The 19,148-nt window shown below is 62.5% G+C and carries 21 protein-coding genes; 8 read left to right on the plus strand and 13 right to left on the minus strand.

Going from position 1 to position 19,148, the window contains the following annotated elements; genetic code table 11:
- Nucleotides 1-149: 149 nt before the first annotated feature.
- Nucleotides 150-2,060, minus strand: a complete 1,911-nt coding sequence (locus J7573_RS23540) for a potassium transporter Kup (RefSeq protein WP_294340698.1) — start codon at nt 2,058-2,060, stop codon at nt 150-152.
- Nucleotides 2,061-2,295: 235 nt separating this feature from the next.
- Between J7573_RS23540 and rimO the strand changes: the two genes are divergently transcribed.
- Entirely contained in the window at nt 2,296-3,627 is a 1,332-nt protein-coding gene (gene rimO, locus J7573_RS23545; protein ID WP_294340699.1) for a 30S ribosomal protein S12 methylthiotransferase RimO, read from the plus strand.
- Nucleotides 3,628-3,698: 71 nt separating this feature from the next.
- On the opposite strand, the gene J7573_RS23550 is transcribed toward rimO, so the two are convergent.
- The 4 genes from J7573_RS23550 to J7573_RS23565 form a co-directional block, all read right to left on the minus strand.
- Nucleotides 3,699-4,448 carry a hypothetical protein gene (locus tag J7573_RS23550; RefSeq protein WP_294340700.1) on the minus strand — a complete coding sequence of 250 codons (750 nt, stop codon included), beginning with the start codon at nt 4,446-4,448 and terminating at the stop codon, nt 3,699-3,701.
- A 54-nt stretch (nt 4,449-4,502) separates the two neighbouring features.
- A complete protein-coding gene (locus tag J7573_RS23555) occupies nt 4,503-6,218 on the minus strand; it encodes a DUF5666 domain-containing protein (protein WP_294340701.1) in 1,716 nt (571 codons plus the stop codon).
- The gene (locus tag J7573_RS23560) at nt 6,215-7,060 is read right to left on the minus strand and encodes a DUF6502 family protein (protein WP_294340702.1); all 846 of its coding nucleotides are present in this window, start codon (nt 7,058-7,060) and stop codon (nt 6,215-6,217) included. Before J7573_RS23560 ends, J7573_RS23555 begins: the two co-directional genes overlap by 4 nt.
- 192 nt (nt 7,061-7,252) lie before the next feature.
- A complete protein-coding gene (locus J7573_RS23565) occupies nt 7,253-7,969 on the minus strand; it encodes a hypothetical protein (protein WP_294340703.1) in 717 nt (238 codons plus the stop codon).
- Between the two features lie 198 nt (nt 7,970-8,167).
- Here J7573_RS23565 and J7573_RS23570 point away from each other — a divergent pair, with 198 nt between their 5' ends.
- The 4 genes from J7573_RS23570 (at nt 8,168) to tsaA (ending at nt 10,665) form a co-directional block, all read left to right on the plus strand.
- Nucleotides 8,168-8,623, plus strand: coding sequence for a GNAT family N-acetyltransferase (locus J7573_RS23570; protein WP_294340705.1), 456 nt, complete (start codon nt 8,168-8,170; stop codon nt 8,621-8,623).
- Nucleotides 8,624-8,742: 119 nt separating this feature from the next.
- Complete coding sequence (locus tag J7573_RS23575; RefSeq protein WP_294340706.1) at nt 8,743-9,453, plus strand: rRNA pseudouridine synthase; 711 nt, start codon at nt 8,743-8,745, stop codon at nt 9,451-9,453.
- A gap of 48 nt (nt 9,454-9,501) precedes the next feature.
- Nucleotides 9,502-9,963: a DUF1456 family protein gene (locus tag J7573_RS23580; RefSeq protein WP_085675653.1), complete on the plus strand. Its 462-nt coding sequence runs from the start codon at nt 9,502-9,504 to the stop codon at nt 9,961-9,963.
- Between the two features lie 6 nt (nt 9,964-9,969).
- Nucleotides 9,970-10,665 (plus strand): tRNA (N6-threonylcarbamoyladenosine(37)-N6)-methyltransferase TrmO, encoded by a 696-nt coding sequence (gene tsaA / locus J7573_RS23585; RefSeq protein WP_294340707.1) that lies wholly within the window; start codon nt 9,970-9,972, stop codon nt 10,663-10,665.
- Nucleotides 10,666-10,733: 68 nt separating this feature from the next.
- On the opposite strand, the gene fpr is transcribed toward tsaA, so the two are convergent.
- The gene (gene fpr, locus J7573_RS23590) at nt 10,734-11,513 is read right to left on the minus strand and encodes a ferredoxin-NADP reductase (protein ID WP_110637249.1); all 780 of its coding nucleotides are present in this window, start codon (nt 11,511-11,513) and stop codon (nt 10,734-10,736) included.
- A 118-nt stretch (nt 11,514-11,631) separates the two neighbouring features.
- Between fpr and finR the strand changes: the two genes are divergently transcribed.
- Nucleotides 11,632-12,558, plus strand: a complete 927-nt coding sequence (gene finR / locus J7573_RS23595) for a LysR family transcriptional regulator FinR (RefSeq protein WP_103445299.1) — start codon at nt 11,632-11,634, stop codon at nt 12,556-12,558.
- Here the strand turns inward: finR and J7573_RS23600 are convergent.
- From J7573_RS23600 to J7573_RS23610, 3 genes are all read right to left on the minus strand, one after another.
- Nucleotides 12,555-12,920 carry a diacylglycerol kinase gene (locus J7573_RS23600; protein WP_010952700.1) on the minus strand — a complete coding sequence of 122 codons (366 nt, stop codon included), beginning with the start codon at nt 12,918-12,920 and terminating at the stop codon, nt 12,555-12,557. The genes finR and J7573_RS23600 overlap by 4 nt on opposite strands.
- A gap of 73 nt (nt 12,921-12,993) precedes the next feature.
- On the minus strand, nt 12,994-13,644 hold the full coding sequence (gene erdR / locus J7573_RS23605) for a response regulator transcription factor ErdR (RefSeq protein WP_294340709.1): 651 nt from the start codon (nt 13,642-13,644) through the stop codon (nt 12,994-12,996).
- A 179-nt stretch (nt 13,645-13,823) separates the two neighbouring features.
- Nucleotides 13,824-14,534, minus strand: a complete 711-nt coding sequence (locus J7573_RS23610) for a tRNA-uridine aminocarboxypropyltransferase (RefSeq protein WP_294340710.1) — start codon at nt 14,532-14,534, stop codon at nt 13,824-13,826.
- A 225-nt stretch (nt 14,535-14,759) separates the two neighbouring features.
- Between J7573_RS23610 and J7573_RS23615 the strand changes: the two genes are divergently transcribed.
- Nucleotides 14,760-15,179, plus strand: coding sequence for a quorum-sensing-regulated virulence factor family protein (locus tag J7573_RS23615; protein ID WP_085675646.1), 420 nt, complete (start codon nt 14,760-14,762; stop codon nt 15,177-15,179).
- Here the strand turns inward: J7573_RS23615 and J7573_RS23620 are convergent, their stop codons facing one another.
- Entirely contained in the window at nt 15,180-15,383 is a 204-nt protein-coding gene (locus J7573_RS23620; protein WP_103445302.1) for a hypothetical protein, read from the minus strand.
- A gap of 304 nt (nt 15,384-15,687) precedes the next feature.
- Between J7573_RS23620 and J7573_RS23625 the strand changes: the two genes are divergently transcribed.
- On the plus strand, nt 15,688-16,806 hold the full coding sequence (locus J7573_RS23625) for an LOG family protein (RefSeq protein ID WP_294340712.1): 1,119 nt from the start codon (nt 15,688-15,690) through the stop codon (nt 16,804-16,806).
- A 153-nt stretch (nt 16,807-16,959) separates the two neighbouring features.
- Here J7573_RS23625 and recX read toward each other — a convergent pair whose 3' ends face one another.
- From recX to J7573_RS23640, 3 genes are all read right to left on the minus strand, one after another.
- Nucleotides 16,960-17,430: a recombination regulator RecX gene (recX, locus tag J7573_RS23630; protein WP_294340713.1), complete on the minus strand. Its 471-nt coding sequence runs from the start codon at nt 17,428-17,430 to the stop codon at nt 16,960-16,962.
- 11 nt (nt 17,431-17,441) lie between these two features.
- Nucleotides 17,442-18,509, minus strand: a complete 1,068-nt coding sequence (gene recA, locus J7573_RS23635) for a recombinase RecA (protein ID WP_054883434.1) — start codon at nt 18,507-18,509, stop codon at nt 17,442-17,444.
- Between the two features lie 103 nt (nt 18,510-18,612).
- Entirely contained in the window at nt 18,613-19,095 is a 483-nt protein-coding gene (locus J7573_RS23640) for a nicotinamide-nucleotide amidohydrolase family protein (protein ID WP_294340714.1), read from the minus strand.
- Nucleotides 19,096-19,148 lie beyond the last annotated feature (53 nt).

The raw sequence follows: 19,148 nt of genomic DNA on the forward strand, positions 1-19,148 counted from the left end.
ACCGGGTGATCGAGCTGGGTACCCAGGTCGAGATCTGAGTTATTGGGGCTGCTTTGCAGCCCTTCGCGGGCACGCCCGCTCCCACAGGATTGCGCTTTCCCTGTGGGAGCGGGCGTGCCCGCGAAGGGCTGCAAAGCAGCCCCAATAACTCAGATCTCGACCTGGGTACCCAGCTCGATCACCCGGTTCAACGGTAGGTTGAAGAAGCGCAAGTTACCGTTGGCATTCTTCAGCAGGAACGCGAACAGGTTCCCCCGCCAGCGCGACATCCCCTCCAGACGCGACGCAATCACCGTTTCCCGGCTGAGGAAGTAGGTGGTACGCATCGGGCTGAAATCCAGTTCGTCCAGGTGACACAGCCTCAATGCCGCGGGCACGTCCGGCTCGTCCATGAAACCAAAGTGCAGCAGCACACGGAAGAAGCCATCACCATAGGCCTCGACCTCGAATCGCTCTTGCTCCGGCACCCGTGGGCGGTCCTCGCTGACCACCGTCAGCAGCACCACCTGACTGTGCAGCACCTGGTTATGCAGCATGTTGTGCAACAGTGCATGAGGCACCGCATCTGCCCGCGCCGTCAGGAACACTGCGGTGCCTTCGACCCGATGCGGCGGCTGCACGCGGATGCTGCTGATGAACACCGGCAGAGGCAGCCCACCTTCATCGATACGCTCCACCAGGATCTGCTTGCCGCGCTTCCAGGTGCTCATCAACAGGAACAGCACGCCGCCTGCCAGCACCGGGAAGGCACCGCCCTGGACAATCTTCGGCACGTTGGCAGCAAAGAACAGCCCATCGACGAAGAGGAAGCCGACCAGGATCGGCACCATCAGCACCGGTGGCCATTTCCACAGCAGCAGCATCACCGCCGACACCAGGATGGTGGTCATCAGCATGGTCCCGGTCACGGCCACACCGTAAGCGGCCGCCAGGGCACCCGAGGACTCGAAGCCGATCACCAGCAGCACCACACCGACCATCAATGTCCAGTTCACAGCACCGATGTAGATCTGCCCCTGCTCATCGCTGGAGGTGTGCTGGATCTGCATGCGCGGGATATAGCCCAGCTGGATGGCCTGGCGGGTCAGGGAGAAGGCCCCGGAAATCACCGCCTGCGAGGCGATTACGGTGGCCATGGTCGCCAGCCCGACCATTGGCAACAGCGCCCAACCTGGCGCCAGCAGGTAGAACGGGTTGCGGGCGGCGTCGGGGTTTTGCAGCAATATCGCGCCCTGGCCGAAGTAATTGAGCACCAGGGCCGGCAGCACCAGGGCGAACCAGGCGCGGGCGATTGGTTTGCGCCCGAAGTGGCCCATGTCGGCGTACAGCGCCTCTGCACCGGTCAGCGCCAGCACCACGGCGCCGAGAATGGCCACGCCCATGCCGGGGTGGACGATGAAGAAGTTCACCGCCCAGCCAGGGTTGAACGCCTTGAGCACTTCCGGGCTCTGGGAAATGCCATGCGCCCCCAGCGCGGCAAGTGCGAGGAACCAGACCACCATGATCGGGCCGAACAGCTTGCCGATCTTGTCGGTGCCGTGCTTCTGCACCAGGAACAAGGCCACCAGCACCACCAGCGAAATGGGTACCACCCAGTGGTCGATACCCTCGAAGGCCAGGCCCATGCCCTCTACGGCGGACAACACCGACACCGCGGGGGTGATCATGCTGTCGCCATAGAACAGCGAGGCGCCGATCAGGCCGCAGACGACCATCAGCGAACGCAGGCGCGGGTAAGCCGCCGTGGCCCGCCGCGCCAGCGCGGTCAATGCCATGGTACCGCCCTCGCCCTGGTTGTCGGCGCGCAGGATGAACATCACGTACTTGAACGACACCACCCACAGCAGTGACCAGAGGATCAGCGAGAGGATCCCCAGCACGCCATCATGGTTGACCGGCACCCCGTAGCCGCCGGTAAAGACCTCTTTGAGGGTATACAAGGGGCTGGTACCGATATCGCCATACACCACCCCGACCGCTGCCACGAGCAGCCCCAGCGACCGTGTCGCACCCTGCTTCCCCGCGTGCCCGCCTTCGGCGTGACTGCTTGCCTGAACCATCGAACACTCCCGCAGATGGCCTAGAAGGCCGGTAGAATTCACGCCTGCGTCAGGGGCTTGCATAAACCCCGGCGCAATGGCGCGAAGCATAGCGCAGCGTTCGTCGCTTTTCTGCTGGTCAAGCGACCGTGCGCTCGCTAGAATTGCGCACTTTTTGATCAGAGGCGCCAAAAGCGCCCGTCAAGATCGCCCCCGGCTGCGGCAGGGCGAACTGCATTCAATACCGAGGTTAGTCATGTCCACCACTCCCGCCACCCCCAAGGTTGGTTTCGTCAGCCTGGGTTGCCCCAAGGCCCTGGTCGATTCCGAGCGCATCCTGACCCAGCTGCGCATGGAAGGCTATGAAGTCGTGCCCACCTACGAGGACGCCGATGTAGTGGTGGTCAACACCTGCGGCTTCATCGACAGCGCCAAGGCCGAGTCGCTCGAAGTCATCGGTGAAGCGATCAAGGAAAACGGCAAGGTCATCGTCACCGGCTGCATGGGTGTCGACGAAGGCAATATCCGTGACGTGCACCCGAGCGTGCTGTCGGTGACCGGCCCGCAGCAGTACGAGCAGGTAGTCAACGCCGTGCACGAAGTGGTGCCACCGCGCCAGGACCACAACCCGCTGATCGACCTGGTGCCGCCACAGGGTGTCAAGCTGACTCCGCGCCACTACGCCTACCTGAAGATTTCCGAAGGCTGCAACCACAGCTGCAGCTTCTGCATCATCCCGTCGATGCGTGGCAAACTGGTCAGCCGCCCGGTCGGTGAAGTGCTGAGCGAGGCCGAGCGCCTGGTCAAGGCCGGCGTCAAGGAAATCCTGGTCATTTCCCAGGACACCAGCGCCTACGGCGTCGACGTCAAGTACAAGACCGACTTCTGGAATGGCCGCCCGGTCAAGACCCGCATGCTCGAACTGTGCGAAGCGCTGAGCAGCCTGGGTGCCTGGGTGCGCCTGCACTACGTCTACCCGTACCCGAACGTCGACGACGTGATCCCGCTGATGGCCGCCGGCAAGATCCTGCCGTACCTGGACATTCCGTTCCAGCACGCCAGCCCCAAGGTACTCAAGTCGATGAAGCGCCCAGCCTTCGAAGACCGTACCCTGGCTCGCATCAAGAACTGGCGCGAGCAATGCCCCGAGCTGGTGATCCGCTCGACCTTCATCGTCGGCTTCCCTGGCGAAACCGAGGAAGACTTCCAGTACCTGCTGGACTGGCTCACCGACGCCCAGCTCGACCGCGTCGGCTGCTTCCAGTACTCGCCGGTCGAAGGTGCCCCGGCCAATGACCTGGGCCTGGAAGAAGTGCCGGATGACGTCAAGCAGGACCGCTGGGACCGCTTCATGGCGCACCAGCAGGCCATCAGCGCCGCCCGCCTGCAAATGCGCATTGGCAAGGAGATCGAAGTGCTGATCGACGAAGTCGAGGAGCAGGGTTCGGTTGGCCGCAGCTTCTTCGACGCCCCGGAAATCGACGGCAGCGTGTTCATCGACGGTAACCACGGCTTCAAGCCGGGCGACAAAGTGCGTTGCCGCGTGGTGGATGCAGACGAATACGACATGTGGGCCGAGCCTGTTTAAAGCAGCCGGCAAATGAAAAAGCCCCTGCCGGGCATTCCCGATGTGGAATTACCCGGCAGGGGCTTTTTTCGTCAGAAGGTGTGAAAAACCATCATTCCAGCTTCTGCATCGGGGCTGGCATCGGAAAAGCCCTTGACCGCATACAGTTGAACCTTCCATTCCCGGTTGAGCTTGTGGGTCAGGAACAGGGTCAGCTCCTGGATCTCCGAGCCTGTCGAAACGACTTTTTGCCGCCAGTCGTACGAGGCGCCCGCCGAGGTGCCTGTCGCCACAGGAACGGCAAAACCCAGGCTGGTAAAGATCGGATCCCTGAAATCGCTGTCGGGTGGGTCGCCGAACTTCTTCCAGCCCAGGGTTGCGAAGCCGGTCACCGGGCCGAATGCCTGGGCGATATCGACCTGGCCGGTATAGTCGTACTCGCCGGTGCCCAGGCACTGTTTTTCATCGGCAGTGGGGAATTTGACCTTGCCGATGAGGTCCAGCATCAGGCCGCCGTCACTGCCGTCGAGCAGTGCATAGTCGGCACTGGCAACCGTGTCGCCCAGCCCGCTCTCCACCGCATGGCATCCGCCGGGCAAGGGGTCGCCATTGGGGCCTACTTCAGGGTTGGTGATGCGTAGCCAGGGCACAGTGACTTTGTAGGTCATGGGGCCGGTTTCATACTTGCCGACCACGGGGACGTACCAGATCTCCGAAGTGGTATCCGTGCCATAGTCGCCACTCGAATAGTCCATGCCAATGGAGGCGCTGAAGGTATCGGCCAGGACCGACACACTGCTACAGGACAGCAAACAGGCGAAAAGAGGGAGCGTAGGTCTCATCTGCACCTCAGTGTTCCGTCGGGAAGTATGATCGGACCTACCCAGCCTAGTTGCCTAATGCCCGGACCGCTCCGGATGCTCGACTTTTTCGACCTTCTCGACTTTTTCTACCGTTTCGGGCTTTTCGACTCTCTCGACTTTTTCCACTTTCTCGATTTTTTCAGGCTTTTCGACCTTCTCGACTTTTTCCACCTTCTCGACTTTCTCAGGCCTCTCGACTTTTTCCACCTTCTCGACTTTCTCAGGCCTCTCGACCTTCTCCACTTTCTCCACCTTTTCGACTCTCTCTACTTTCTCGACCTTTTCCACCTTCTCGACTTTTTCGAGTTCTACTTTTTCAACATCCTCGACCTTCTCCACCCGATCGGAGCTGCCACTGTTGCTGGTCTCGCGTTGCTCCACGCTGTCGACATGCCCTGACTTTCCAGACCTGTCCTCACTTTCAACGCTGTCATGGCCACTGGAGTCGCTGATCGAACTCCGTCCGCTGTGATCGTCACTGTCTTCGCTGCGGCTGCTGGAGGCCCCACGCTCAACCTGACCACTGTTGCTCGAGCTGCCCGAGCCGCTGGTACCATGCTCGCTGTTACGCGCGGAATGCCCTCTGTCCGAACGGTCGCCGCGGTCATCATCGAACTCGATGCGGGAGGCCCGTAGCTCGTGCGTGGCACTGAAGACACCGCTTACCCGCACCCGTTGGTCAAGCGCAATGGCAGCAGGCTGCTTGCCGACGATCACGGTATCCTGCCCAAGCGTCACGTTGATGCCGCCGACTACCAGCTGACGCGCCTGGGTGCGCTGCACCAGCCCCTCGATCACCGCAGTCTGCACGCGGCCAGCAAATGGCAGGCTCGGGTCTGGCCGTGTTTGCGCCACTTCAAGCTGATTCCCGGTCCATTGGCCGCGCACCAGCATTTCCCGCGCCGGCGCCACGCGGGTCCCCAGCTTCAGCCCCTGCAGGCTGCCGGGACGGTCAATCGCACCGATGGCACTGGCCTCCCTGAGGCCTGGCGCCCGCTCGATACGGCTGGCCACCACGTCACCTGCCGCATCGCGCAGGCCGCTGACCCTGACCGGTTCGCCCGGGCGCAGCCCTTCAGCCACCCGCGCTCCGGCGGCAAGCCGCACGGGCTGGCCCATGACCCGCAGTGGCCCGGAAGCGTTCGGCAGTGCGGTCAGCGGCCCTTCGTAGACGTTGAGGATAGCGATGCGCCCGGCTTGCAGGCCGCGCTGCGTGCCATAGGCCTCCACCGCGACAACCTGCCCAATCGCCAGGTGAGCGCTACTGGCAGGGGCACCGTTCTCACTCACCGGTACATCCTTGCCGTAGTGCACTTCCTGGCCATTGACGCAGATCGAGGCAAACCCGGTGATGGTGCCGACGATCCCCGTGCCGCCGGTACCGCCTGGGCGCTTGATCGGGGCACCGCTACCGCCCACGCCGCCGTGGCCGCGATCGATGAAGGTACCGTCTACGCCTTCCGCCACTGCGCCGGTACCACCCGTGCCGCCAGGGCGCTGCTGAAGCGGCGCCCCCGTGCCACCCACGCCGCCGTTCTCGCTGCGCACGCCGGTCCCGCCAACACCGCCTGTTCTGGCGCCTGTACCACCGGTGCCCCCGGGGAACTGCATACCCGCAGCCCCAGCCATGCCCACTTCATCACGGCTGACACAAACCGGTGCTGCGGCCACCTCGGCAGGCGCCACCAGGTTCAGCCCGAAACCCAGGGCGAGTGCGACGAGACTGAGGCAGCGCGCGAGGGGGGTCATGAGTCGGCTGTCTTCGACGAATCGGGGTTGGTGGCTTCAGTGTAGAAATACAGCCCGACGGTGATGCGCTGGCGTTCCTCGTGGTTTGGCACGTCGCTGTTTTCCAGCTCGGCGGCCAACCGGCTGAAGGCCAGCAAGGTTTGCATGCCATCCTGGGTGACCGCTTCACGCAGCGTGCCGACGCTGGCCGAGGTCAGGGCATCGTAGTGCACGCTGCGTTCAAAAAACGGCAGGCCTTCGCCACTGAGGTTGTGCACCGCTGCGCAGGCGTGGTCATGCAAGTTATGGCCAAAATACGCGGCTTTCTCTTCGAAGCCCTTCTGCGGCACGAATGCCTGGGCTTCAAGGTGAACGCAATCCTGATCATCGAGGCGTACGATGCCCAGGCGCAGCCACTCATCCAGTACCACTCGCCCACGGATGTCGGTGCTGATCTTCGCCACCAGGGCATCGAAAGAGCAATCGCCGCCAACGCTGGCGAGCCGTGGCAGCGCCAACGCCTGCCCGGCCGCGGAGCAGAATGGTGGGCTGGTGGTCCATACATTCACCAGTTGCGCACCTAAGGTGATGTTTTCCGGCAGCTCAGCGTCAGTTGCGTCATTTTCACTTCGCAGCCGCCGGACATCCTTGCGATGCACGCCGGTAAGCAGGCTGATGCGGCTGTCTGTCGGCACCTTGTCGTCCAGGCGAAACTCGCGATGGGCCACATCGACGAAGACTTCCTTGAGCACGTCGGTGAACATCGTGTAAGTCACCCCTTTGCGCAGCATCAGGCGCACCAGGGGGCGCATGACCCTGCGCAGTGCGCTCAACATGGAAGGGGGGATAGAGGGCGATTGCATGGAGCGCATTCCTTGACAGTTGAACCCAGCATACGACGCGGGAAAACATCCCGCACGAACTGTAACTACTTCCCACAGAGAATGAGAAAAAGCTGTCAGCGCTCACTGCAAACGTGTGATAGGGCTGCACCGCCCGAGACCCGCTCATACAAAACCCGTCCGCTGGGCCTTGTATGGGCTGTTCACTGCCGGTCAGATCCTGCTGTTGTCATCGCCGACTTCGCCGGCGGCATGAGCACCGCGGTCATCACCCTGTTCGCGACCCACATGGTTGCCGTTATCGTCACCAGGTTCACCACCAACGTGATTGCCATGATCGTCGCCAGGTTCACCGCCAACATGATTGCCATGATCATCACCGGGCTCACCGCCAACATGATTGCCATGATCATCACCGGGCTCACCGCCAACATGATTGCCATGATCGTCACCGGGCTCACCGCCAACGTGATTGCCATGGTCATCACCCCTTTCAGCATGGCTGCTGCGTCCGGAGTTTGAGTTGCCATCGTGGCCCTGGCCTGCTTCACCATGGCCGCTGCCACTGTTGCCGGCGTGGCCGCCACTGCCGTTGCCACTACCACCGTGGCCGCCACCGCTGCCACCGCCACTGCCACTGCCGCCGCCATGACCGCCTCCGCCACCGCCGCTGCCACCCCCGCCGCCATGACCGCCTCCGCCACCGCCGCTGCCACCCCCGCCGCCGTGACCACCACCGCCTCCACCACCGCCGCCACCGTGACCGCCGCCACCACCACCGTGACCACCACCGCCGCCGCCACCGCCATCCTTGGCGTAGGCGCTGGAGCCATGCGAAATCGAGTCAGGAACCAATACGATGGCCGTCGACAGCACGCCTGCAACGGCAACCGCCAGTAGAGCCCTTTTGAACAGCATGTGGATGTGCATTTTCCGTCTCCAGGTCTTCGCCATGAGAACGCCAAATCAAGCTGGGAATCTGTTGTGAGTTCTTTCTTTTCTTTGCGTGGGAATTTTTCCCACGCATAATTAATAGACCTCTACGCCCCAGGCTTCAAGCCGCGCACGGAAAAGCCGACCAGTGGCGGGCCTGCTATGTTTGCTCTATCACTCAGGAGGAACACCGGCATGCATTCGGTTCTGACGCTGCAAACCCCGCGCTACAGCGACTACAGCGAGCTGGTGCAGATCTGGGAAAACTCGGTGCGCGCGACCCATGACTTTCTGCCCGAGGCCTATATCCTGTTGCTGCGCGAGCAGGTGCTGCGCCGCTACCTCGACGTAGTGATGCTGATCTGCTGCAAGGATCGCCAGCGCATCTGCGGCTTTGCCGGTGTCGCCAACGGCTGCGTGCACATGCTGTTCGTCGCACCGGACTACCGCGGCAAGGGCGTTGGCAAGCGCCTGCTGCGTTATGCGATCGACGAATTGAATGCCGAACGCCTGGATGTCAACGAACAGAACCCGCAAGCCCTGGGCTTCTACTTGCACGAAGGCTTCGAAGTCGTCGGCCGCTCGGAATCGGATGGCTTGGGGCAGCCCTATCCCCTTCTGCACATGAGGCTGATTCCTACAGCGTCTTAGGGCGGCGTCCGAATATGCCGTGGCCTGCGTCCAAAACGGCGCATTTGACACAGATTCCCATCATCAACCGCGCACAGGCAGGTACAATGTAGGTCTTTCCCTGCCTTGCGAATTGCCCCATGTCCGAACCCGTCCGCCTGTCCAAACGCCTCATCGAGCAGCTTGGTTGCTCCCGCCGCGAGGCCGAGCTGTACATCGAAGGAGGCTGGGTCACGGTCGATGGCGTGGTGGTCGAGCAACCTCAGTTCAAGGTCGACGACCAGCGCGTCGAACTGCTGCCGGGAGCACGCGCCGAGGCATTGGACCCCGTCACCCTGCTGATGCATCAAGCGGCCGGTGTCGACAGCGAAACCGCCCGCGCCAGCATGAACATGGGCAACCTCAGCGAGGCCCACCGCGAAGGCGTACGGCCCCTGCACGGGCATTTTGCCCGCCTGACCTGCCTGGCGCCGCTGGAACGTGGCGCCACCGGCCTGCAGGTGTTCACTCAGGACTGGCGGGTCACCCGCAAGATCGACGCCGACCTGCGCCGCATGGAGCAGGAATACATCATCGAAGTGCGCGGTGAGACCACGCCCCAGGCGCTGGAGCGCCTGGCACGCGGTGCGACGCGCAATGACCGGGAGCTGCCCAAGGCCAAGGCCAGCTGGCAGAACGAGACCCACTTGCGCCTGGTCGTGAAAAACCCGCAACCCGGGCAGATCAGCGAGCTGTGCGCCTACCTGCGCCTGGAGGTGCTGGGCATGCGCCGCATTCGCCTGGGGGGTGTATCGATGGGCAAGCTGCCCGTGGGGCAGTGGCGTTACCTGGCAGCCACCGAACGTTTCTAAGCAATGCGCCACGCCCCCGGCGTGGCTACTGAACAGGATTTTGCAGCAATGAACCACAACGATGTCCTGCGCAGCTTGCGCTACATGCTCAAGGTGAACGACGCCAAGATGGCCGAAATCATCGCGCTGTCCGGCCTCGAAGTTAACCCGATCGTGCTCGCCACCTACTTGAAGAAGGAAGACGAAGCCGGTTTCGTGCGTTGCCCGGAGCGGGTCATGGCGCACTTCCTTGACGGCCTGGTGATCCACCGCCGTGGCAAGGACGACAGCCGCCCACCACAGCCGGTCGAGCTGCCGGTGACCAACAACACCATCCTGAAAAAACTGCGGGTGGCCTTCGAGCTCAAGGAAGAAGACCTGCACGCCATCCTCAAGGCGGTCAATTTCCCGGTGTCCAAGCCTGAACTCAGCGCGCTGTTCCGCAAGGTCGGGCATGACAACTATCGCCCGTGTGGCGACCAGCTGCTGCGCAACTTCCTCAAGGGCCTGACCCTGCGCGTGCGCGGCTGAGTGGCCATGCAGCATACGGTTGCACCGGTCGGCATCGTCCGCTCCTGCTTCAAGGAGAAGTTTGCCATCCCGCGCCAGCCGCAGCTGGCGCCAGCAGCCCGCGGGGCGCTGGAACTGCTGCCGCCGTTCGATCAGGGCGATGCGGTGGCCGGGCTGGAGCAGGTCAGCCATGTCTGGTTGCTGTTCCTGTTCCACCAGGCACTGGAAGACAAACCGCGCCTGAAAGTACGCCCGCCACGCCTGGGCGGCAACAAGAGCATGGGCGTATTCGCCACCCGCGCCACCCATCGCCCCAACGGCATCGGTCAGTCGGTGGTGCGCCTGGAGGGCGTAGAGCCAGGGCGCCTGCTGCTGTCCGGGATCGACCTGCTGGACGGTACGCCGGTACTGGACATCAAACCCTATGTCCCCTACGCCGACAGCGTTGCCGGGGCAAGCAACCTGATGGCCAGTGATGCGCCGGTCGCAATTGCCGTTGGCTGGAGCGACAGCGCCCTGCCCCAGGCCCACGCGCATGGGTTGCGCCTTGGCGAGCCCCTTGTGGAACTGATCGAGCAATGCCTGGCGCAGGACCCGCGCCCGGCCTATCAGGTGCCACCGCCGGAACGGGTGTACGGGGTGAAGTTCTGGGATGTGCAGGTCCGCTGGCATTACCCGCAACCGGATCAGATCCAGGTGCTGGAAGTCGTACGGGAAGGCTGAGAATCACCACCGTGCAGGCATAAAAAAACGCAGACCCGGGTCTGCGTTTTTTCGTTGCTGCGTTCGTCTTATTTCTCGACGAAGGCACGCTCGATCAGGTAGTCACCCGGCTCGCGCATGCGCGGGGAGACCTTCAGGCCGAAGCTGTCGAGCACTTCGCTGGTCTCGTCGAGCATGCTCGGGCTGCCGCAGATCATCGCGCGGTCGTCCTCTGGGTTGATCGGTGGCAGGCCGATATCGCTGAACAGCTTGCCGCTGCGCATCAGGTCGGTCAGGCGGCCCTGGTTCTCGAACGGCTCGCGGGTCACGGTCGGGTAGTAGATCAGCTTGTCACGGACCGACTCACCGAAGAACTCGTTCTGCGGCAGGTGCTCGGTGATGAATTCCTTGTAGGCCACTTCGTTGACGTAACGCACACCGTGAACCAGGATCACCTTTTCAAAGCGCTCGTAGGTTTCCGGGTCCTGGATGACGCTCATGAACGGCGCCAGGCCGGTGCCGGTGCTCAGCAGGTACAGGTGCTTGCCCGGCTTCAGGTCGTCGAGGACCAGGGTACCGGTTGGCTTCTTGCTGATGATGATCTCGTCGCCTTCCTTCAGGTGCTGCAGCTGCGAGGTCAGCGGGCCGTCCGGGACCTTGATGCTGAAGAACTCCAGGTGCTCTTCCCAGTTCGGCGAAGCGATGGAATAGGCGCGCATGAGCGGACGGCCGTTGTCCTGTTGCAGGCCGATCATCACGAACTGACCGTTCTCGAAGCGCAGGCCCGGGTCGCGGGTGCACTTGAAGCTGAACAGGGTGTCGTTCCAGTGGTGCACACTGAGGACACGTTCGTGGTTCATGTTGCTCATCTAAGGGGCTCCTGAAGAAAAACGCAGCGCGCAAGACGCACAGTTGCGCGATAGTTTAGGGGCAGCGAGAATATCTGTTAACTGAATTATCAAGATATGTGTTATCGGTTATATAGATATGCGATTTACACTTCGTCAGCTTCAGGTATTCGTCGCCGTGGCCCAGCACCAGAGTGTGTCGCGGGCGGCCAGCGTGCTCGCGCTTTCACAGTCGGCGGCGAGCACTTCCATCACCGAACTTGAGCGGCAATCGAGCTGCCAACTGTTCGACCGCGCCGGCAAGCGCCTGGCGCTCAATGCCCTGGGCCATCAGTTGCTGCCCCAGGCCGTCGCCCTGCTCGACCAGGCGAAGGAAATCGAAGACCTGCTCAACGGCAAGTCCGGCTTTGGCTCGCTGGCGGTCGGCGCTACGCTGACCATCGGCAATTACCTGGCCACCCTGCTGATCGGCAGCTTCATGCAGGTACACCCGGAGAGCCAGGTCAAGCTGCATGTGCAGAACACTGCGCATATCGTGCACCAGGTTGCGCAATACGAAATTGATCTAGGTCTGATCGAAGGTGACTGCAACCACCCGGACCTGGAGGTACAACCTTGGGTCGAGGACGAGCTGGTGGTGTTCTGCGCACCGCAACATCCACTGGCCAAGGCCGGTCGTGCCGATGTCGAAGCGCTGTCGCAGGAAGCCTGGATCCTGCGCGAGCAGGGTTCCGGCACACGCCTGACCTTCGACCAGGCCATGCGTCATCACCGCACCAGCCTGAACATTCGCCTGGAGCTGGAGCACACCGAGGCGATCAAGCGTGCCGTGGAGTCGGGCCTGGGTATCGGCTGCATCTCCCGCCTGGCCCTGCGTGATGCCTTCCGCCGCGGTAGCCTGGTACCGGTGGAGACGCCGGAGCTGGACCTGATGCGCCAGTTCTACTTCATCTGGCACAAGCAGAAGTACCAGACCTCGGCCATGCGTGAGTTCCTGGAGTTGTGCCGCAACTTCACTGCGGGCTTTACCCGCAGTGACGAGATCGTCTTGCCGCCGATCGCTTAAAGCAGAATCACACCCCACACCAGCGCGACCATGGTCAGCGCCACCAGTTGCGCGGCGCTGCCCATGTCCTTGGCGTTCTTCGACAACGGGTGGCGTTCCAGCGAGATGCGATCGATGGCTGCTTCCACTGCCGAGTTGAACAGTTCGACGATCAGGCCGAGCAGGCACACGGCGATCATGATTGCCCGCTCGGCACGGCTGACCGGCAGCCAGAAGGCGATCGGGATCAGCAGCACGTTGAGCAGGACCAGCTGGCGGAAGGCGGCCTCGCCCTTGAAGGCGGCGCGCAGGCCGTCCAGCGAGTAGCCTGCGGCGTTGAAGATGCGTTTCAGGCCGGTCTGGCCTTTGAATGGCGATGTCATGTGAGTCACTTCACAACAGAAAGGCCAGCAGACTAGTGCGGCACGGGTCAAAAAAGCGTGAATCCAGGCGTTGTCAGCTGCTGGCAACCGATTCAAGTTGTTGCAGCAACAGCGCGGCCTGGGTGCGAGTGCGCACGCCCAGCTTGCGGAAGATAGCCGTTACATGGGCCTTGATGGTCGCTTCCGACACACTCAGCTCATAGGCGATCTGCTTGTTCAGCAAACCTTCGCAGACCATGGTCAGCACGCGGAACTGCTGTGGGGTGAGGCTGGCCAGGCCTTCGCTGGCGGCCTTGGCTTCGGCCGAGACGTCGACCTTTTCGAAGGCTTGCGGTGGCCACCAGACTTCGCCATCGAGTACTTTTCTCACGGCATCCTGAATGACTTCAAGGCCGCTGGACTTCGGAATGAAGCCGCTGGCACCGAACTCGCGGGACTTGACCACCACGGCGGCCTCTTCCTGCGCCGAGACCATTACCACCGGAATCTGCGGGTACTGGCCGCGCAGCAGGACCAGCCCGGAGAAGCCATAGGCACCCGGCATGTTCAAGTCCAGCAGGACCAGGTCCCAGTCGGCTTTTTCGCTCAGGCGGGTTTCCAGTTCGGCGATGCTCGCCACTTCAACCAGGCGCACAGCGGCGCCCAGGCCAAGGGTAACGGCCTGGCGCAGGGCGCTACGAAACAGCGGGTGGTCATCGGCTATCAGGATTTCGTATGTGGCCATCGATCTATGGATCCTGTTCTGTGCCAGGCGCGTGCGGGGTAGTGAAGCGCCTGGCGGGGAATCGGCGCCAAGGATGCCGAGCACGGCCGGAGGTGGTCAAGCCAACTACCCTGCCGTCTCGCCCACCCTGGCTGCCAGCCCCGTCATTATGAACCAAAGTGAGACTTATGCCCTTTGGACTATAGGAAGGTATGCAAACGCTGGTGGGTGTCGTCCTGATCATCCAGCGGCAGGCGACGCTTGCCACTGAGGTAATGCAGGCTGAACACGTCGAGGTAAGCATCCAGCGCCTGAGAAGCCTGGCCGTCACCCGCCAGGTCCAGGCACATGGCAGCGACTTCGGCGGTGCAGAAATGATCGTCGCGCTTGGACCGGCGCAGGCGATAGCGCGACATCTGCTCGGCTTGCAGGCTCAGCACCGGGAAGCGATCAAGATACGGGCTCTTGCGGAACATCTTGCGGGCTTCGGTCCAGGTAGCATCGAGCAGGATGAACAACGGGCGCTTGCCGGGTTCGCGGACCACCTCGCTGACCACCCGCTCCTGGGCAACGAATTCGCCAGGGAAGACGATGTAGGGCTGCCACTGCGGGTCGTCGAGCAACGCCAGCAAACGCTCGTCCACCGAGGTGCGCAGCCAGCCGAAGGCACAGGTGTCTTCGATCAGGTCGGCGATCAGCCAGCCGGTGTTGGTCGGTTTCAATGGCTCGGTGTCATGCATGATCAGGCACACACCCGAGTCGGCCTGCACCTTGGGCTTCCACGCACACAGGCAATGGGTGGCGATCACCCGGCAATCGGGGCAACGCTCGGCGCGTGAACCACGGGCAATGAAAGGTTTGTTGCTGCGTGCCAGGCGCTCGGCACGCAGGCGTGCTACCGCGTGGCTCATGCTGGCAAGCCTGTGGACGGGTTGTGACTGGACACTGCAAGGACTCGGAAGGTGCAAAACGCCAGTCTACCAGAGCAGGCGCCATTTGGCCGTGCAGGGCAAGCAACCGCTCCCTTATAATCGGCGACATTGGCCACCGTGAATTTGCCTGCGATGCAGCGGGTTTCATGGAACGCCCGCCGCCGGCGCATGTCAAAGCGCCAGTCATCGAACCAGGAGAGATTCATGCTGCGTCTTATCGTCCCGACCCTGAGCCTGTTGCTCACCCTGCCACTGGCAGCCCAGGCTGCCTCCAAGCAAGAGTTCGAGCTCAACAAGCTGCTGCAGAAGGTCGCCACGGAAAGCAGTGTCGGCACCCCTCGCGCCATCAACGAAGACATTCTTGATCAGGGCTATACCGTTGAAGGCAAGGCGCTGGTCAACCACCTCAGCGTACGTGCCGAGCATGCCGCACGCATGCAGCAGAACCCGGCGCAAGTCCGCAGCCAGTTGGGCGACAGCGTGTGCCGCAACAGTGGTTTCCGTAACCTGATGTCCAAAGGTGCGGTGATGGTCTATCGCTTCAGCGTGTACAAGACCAACCAGCCGGTCATGGACCAGGCCTTCGATGCTGCCAGCTGCACCGCCGGCAACAAGAAGAAGTGACTAGGTAACCCGCTCTCCCTCGGCGCGCCGCGGCTCTTCGTCGGCGCGCATCTCTGCCAGCAGCGCCTGCAGGTAGCGTGATTGGCACTCAAGTGCCGCTAGCCTGCGACGACACTCTGCTTCCAGGCTCACATGGTGATCCTGGGCTGCATGTTCCAGCTGCTGGTAGAGCTGCCGGTCTACCTCGATGACCAAGCGATGCATAGCGCCACCTCCTGCATCGACACGTTTCGCTTCTCCAGTTAACCAAACCCTCGCCGGGGCTGGTCGCAGGCCGACGAGTGGCCACTCGTGTTCGCGTCTGCACGATCAGGCGCAACGGTCTAGATTGATAGCGAAGGCCCGAAAAACGACACGCTGGACTGACACCTCTGTACCACGGTCTTGAAGGCCTACTGCAATGCTCGGGATGCACACTCGAGTCACGGCAGCCAGCGACACACGTAGTGTCGCGGCCGGGCCACACCATCGGCCCGGTCAGAGGTTTTGCTGCAGAAGGAGACGTTGAATGCCTTACCAATCGAATGAACACTTGTTCAATCACTTCAGGGACCACGGCATCGACCTGAGCAAGATCGACCAGCAACTGCAACTGGTCGCGCCGGACAGCCCCAACCTGCCGCTGTACCGCGACATGATGCTCACGGTCTTGCGCATGGCCCATGACGACAGCGACCGCTGGAGCGCCAAGATCACCTTGCAGGCCTTGCGCGAACTGGACCACTCGTTCCGCATGCTCCAGCGCTACCGGGGGCGACGCAAGGTCACCGTGTTCGGCTCGGCACGCACTCCCGTGGAACACCCGATGTACGCGCTGGCTCGCGAGCTGGGGGCCACCCTCGCCCGCTCCGAATTGATGGTCATTACCGGTGCCGGCGGCGGCATCATGGCGGCGGCCCACGAAGGCGCCGGGAGTGACCATAGCCTGGGTTTCAACATCACCCTGCCCTTCGAGCAGCATGCCAATGCCACGGTGGATGGCACCGACAAGCTGCTGCCGTTCCACTTCTTCTTCATTCGCAAGCTGTTCTTCGTCAAGGAAGCCGATGCACTGGTGCTCTGCCCTGGCGGCTTCGGCACCCTGGATGAAGCACTTGAAGTGTTGACGCTGATCCAGACCGGCAAGAGCCCACTGGTGCCGGTGGTACTGCTGGACTCACCGGGTGGCACGTTCTGGCGCGACTGCCTCGCGTTCATCAGCCGCCAGCTCGAAGAAAACCGCTACATCCTGCCCAGTGACTTGAAGCTGCTGCGCCTGGTGCACAGCGCCGATGAGGCCGTCGAGGAAATCAACCAGTTCTATAGCAACTACCACTCCAGCCGCTGGCTGAAGAACCAGTTCGTGATCCGCATGCACCATCGGCTCAGCGAGGCCGCACTGCATGACATCCAGGAGGGGTTTGCCGACTTGCGCCTGAGTGGCCGGTATCACCAACACGCCGACAGCGGTGCCGAACACGAGGTGGGCAACTTCAGCCATCTGACGCGGCTGACGTTTGCCTTCAATGGCCGTGACCAGGGGCGGCTGCGGGAATTGGTCGATTTCATCAACTTGCCGGAAAACTGGGCCAAACCGGAGCCAATGCACACCACCCAGCGCGCTCGGGAGGCGTTGAAGGTCAGCTGAAGTAAGGCATGCACGGTCTTTGTAGGAGCGGCCTTGTGTCGCGAAAGGGGCGCAAGGCGCCCCCAGTTGTCAAGTTAACTTCGAAATCTTAGGGGGGCGCGTTGCGCCCCTTTCGCGACACAACGCCGCTCCTACAGGGCGTTGCAAGCCAGATCAGTAATCATCCAGATCCCGACCACTGAGCAGCCGGCCGATCATGTCCATGGGGAAACCGCGGTAGGCAAGAAACCGGGTCTGCTGGGCGCGACTTCGAGGATCCTGGGGGCGAAGCCCGGCGAACTTGCGCTGCCAGGTATCCCGCAACAGCGCCGCCCAATCCACTTCGCTTTCACGCAGGGCCTGTTCGATATCACTTCGATTCAGCCCGCGCTGGCCAAGCTCCTCGCGTATACGCGCAGGACCATAGCCGGAACCGGAACGGTACCGGATGAAACTCTCGAGATAACGGGCTTCGCTAAGCAGCCCTTCTTCGGCGAGCCGATCGAGCGCAGGCTCGATCAGTTCATCCGAGGCACCGCGCTGACGCAACTTGCGCGTCAGCTCGACGCGACCATGCTCGCGGCGCGCGAGCAGGTCCATGGCTGTCCGCCTGACGGCGACGGGGGTGTCGAGTACGGCGGACATACCAGCTGCTATCAATAACCGGCGTCGGCGTCAGCCATGTCGTCGGCATCGGCTTCAGCGGCAGCAGCCTTGCCGGCTTCGGCAACAGCACCGGCCTTGAGCAGCTTCTCGCGAATCTGCTTCTCGATCTCGGCACCAATGGCCGGGTTCTCTGCCAGGTACTTGGCCGCGTTGGCCTTGCCCTGACCGATCTTGTTGCCTTGGTAGGCGTACCAGGCACCGGACTTCTCCACCAGGCCTTGGGAAACACCCAGGTCGATGATTTCGCCGTTGCGGTAGATACCCTTGCCGTAGAGGATCTGGAACTCGGCCTGACGGAACGGCGGCGAGACCTTGTTCTTGACGATCTTGACGCGGGTTTCGCTGCCGACCACTTCGTCGCCTTCCTTGACCGCGCCGGTACGGCGGATGTCCAGGCGCACCGAGGCGTAGAACTTCAGGGCGTTACCACCAGTGGTGGTTTCCGGGCTACCGAACATCACGCCGATTTTCATGCGGATCTGGTTGATGAAGATGACCAGGCAGTTGGCGTTCTTGATGTTACCGGTGATCTTGCGCAGCGCCTGGGACATCAGACGGGCCTGCAGGCCGACGTGCATGTCGCCCATTTCGCCTTCGATCTCGGCCTTCGGCACCAGTGCAGCCACGGAGTCGACGATGATCACGTCAACGGCGTTGGAGCGCACCAGCATGTCGGTGATTTCCAGGGCCTGTTCGCCGGTGTCCGGCTGCGAGACCAGCAGGTCGTCGACGTTGACGCCCAGCTTGCCGGCGTATTCAGGGTCGAGGGCGTGTTCGGCGTCGACGAAGGCGCAAGTTGCACCGTTCTTCTGAGCTTCGGCGATGACCGACAGGGTCAGCGTGGTTTTACCCGAGGATTCCGGGCCGTAGATTTCGACGATACGGCCTTTTGGCAGACCGCCGATGCCGAGCGCGATGTCCAGGCCCAGGGAACCGGTGGAAATGGCCGGGATGCCCTGGCGCTCGTGGTCGCCCATGCGCATGACCGCGCCTTTGCCGAATTGGCGTTCGATTTGACCCAGGGCCGCAGCCAAGGCGCGCTTCTTGTTGTCGTCCATTGAAATCCTCACGTGTTCGACTTGGCCCTGACGGCCGGAATACCTGTATAAGTAGCCAGTATTATTCCACAGGCTGGCGCGCGCGCAAACCCCTGTCGTCGATTTACTCGGCGCCAAGCTGTAACAAGCCGTCTAACGCGGCGATCACCGTCTGTCGGCGCACGGCTTCGCGGTCACCGTCGAAGTGCCGGCGCTCGCTGCTGACGTGATCGCCATCGGCCCAGGCCAGCCAAACGGTCCCGACCGGCTTGGCCGGCGAACCACCGTCCGGCCCCGCCACGCCACTGACGGCCACGGCAAAGCGTGCACCACTGGCGGCCTGGGCGCCCCGGACCATGGCCTCGACCACCTCCTGGCTGACCGCGCCAACCTCGGCGAACAGCGCCTCGGAGACGTTCAGCAGACGGGTTTTCTGGGCATTGGAATAGGTCACGTAACCGGCCTCGAACCAGGCCGAGCTGCCGGGCACCCGGGTGATGGCCTCGGCGATGCCACCGCCAGTGCAGGATTCGGCGGTGGTCACCTGGGCGTTGAAGCGGCGCAGGTGTTCGCCGAGGCGAGTGGCGAGAACGGTGATCGGGTCCATGACGAGCTCCTTCAAGATTGCGCATTACCCTACCACCCTGACACCGCCACACA

Origin of the sequence: Pseudomonas sp. (assembly GCF_017744435.1) — a bacterium.
GTDB lineage: Bacteria > Pseudomonadota > Gammaproteobacteria > Pseudomonadales > Pseudomonadaceae > Aquipseudomonas.

Bases quoted from the DNA above. Each gene is read 5' to 3' on its own strand.
- J7573_RS23540 (WP_294340698.1), bottom strand. From the start codon at position 2,060: ATGGTTCAGGCAAGCAGTCACGCCGAAGGCGGGCACGCGGGGAAGCAG.
- rimO (WP_294340699.1), top strand. From the start codon at position 2,296: ATGTCCACCACTCCCGCCACCCCCAAGGTTGGTTTCGTCAGCCTGGGT.
- J7573_RS23550 (WP_294340700.1), bottom strand. From the start codon at position 4,448: ATGAGACCTACGCTCCCTCTTTTCGCCTGTTTGCTGTCCTGTAGCAGT.
- J7573_RS23555 (WP_294340701.1), bottom strand. From the start codon at position 6,218: ATGACCCCCCTCGCGCGCTGCCTCAGTCTCGTCGCACTCGCCCTGGGT.
- J7573_RS23560 (WP_294340702.1), bottom strand. From the start codon at position 7,060: ATGCAATCGCCCTCTATCCCCCCTTCCATGTTGAGCGCACTGCGCAGG.
- J7573_RS23565 (WP_294340703.1), bottom strand. From the start codon at position 7,969: ATGCACATCCACATGCTGTTCAAAAGGGCTCTACTGGCGGTTGCCGTT.
- J7573_RS23570 (WP_294340705.1), top strand. From the start codon at position 8,168: ATGCATTCGGTTCTGACGCTGCAAACCCCGCGCTACAGCGACTACAGC.
- J7573_RS23575 (WP_294340706.1), top strand. From the start codon at position 8,743: ATGTCCGAACCCGTCCGCCTGTCCAAACGCCTCATCGAGCAGCTTGGT.
- J7573_RS23580 (WP_085675653.1), top strand. From the start codon at position 9,502: ATGAACCACAACGATGTCCTGCGCAGCTTGCGCTACATGCTCAAGGTG.
- tsaA (WP_294340707.1), top strand. From the start codon at position 9,970: ATGCAGCATACGGTTGCACCGGTCGGCATCGTCCGCTCCTGCTTCAAG.
- fpr (WP_110637249.1), bottom strand. From the start codon at position 11,513: ATGAGCAACATGAACCACGAACGTGTCCTCAGTGTGCACCACTGGAAC.
- finR (WP_103445299.1), top strand. From the start codon at position 11,632: ATGCGATTTACACTTCGTCAGCTTCAGGTATTCGTCGCCGTGGCCCAG.
- J7573_RS23600 (WP_010952700.1), bottom strand. From the start codon at position 12,920: ATGACATCGCCATTCAAAGGCCAGACCGGCCTGAAACGCATCTTCAAC.
- erdR (WP_294340709.1), bottom strand. From the start codon at position 13,644: ATGGCCACATACGAAATCCTGATAGCCGATGACCACCCGCTGTTTCGT.
- J7573_RS23610 (WP_294340710.1), bottom strand. From the start codon at position 14,534: ATGAGCCACGCGGTAGCACGCCTGCGTGCCGAGCGCCTGGCACGCAGC.
- J7573_RS23615 (WP_085675646.1), top strand. From the start codon at position 14,760: ATGCTGCGTCTTATCGTCCCGACCCTGAGCCTGTTGCTCACCCTGCCA.
- J7573_RS23620 (WP_103445302.1), bottom strand. From the start codon at position 15,383: ATGCATCGCTTGGTCATCGAGGTAGACCGGCAGCTCTACCAGCAGCTG.
- J7573_RS23625 (WP_294340712.1), top strand. From the start codon at position 15,688: ATGCCTTACCAATCGAATGAACACTTGTTCAATCACTTCAGGGACCAC.
- recX (WP_294340713.1), bottom strand. From the start codon at position 17,430: ATGTCCGCCGTACTCGACACCCCCGTCGCCGTCAGGCGGACAGCCATG.
- recA (WP_054883434.1), bottom strand. From the start codon at position 18,509: ATGGACGACAACAAGAAGCGCGCCTTGGCTGCGGCCCTGGGTCAAATC.
- J7573_RS23640 (WP_294340714.1), bottom strand. From the start codon at position 19,095: ATGGACCCGATCACCGTTCTCGCCACTCGCCTCGGCGAACACCTGCGC.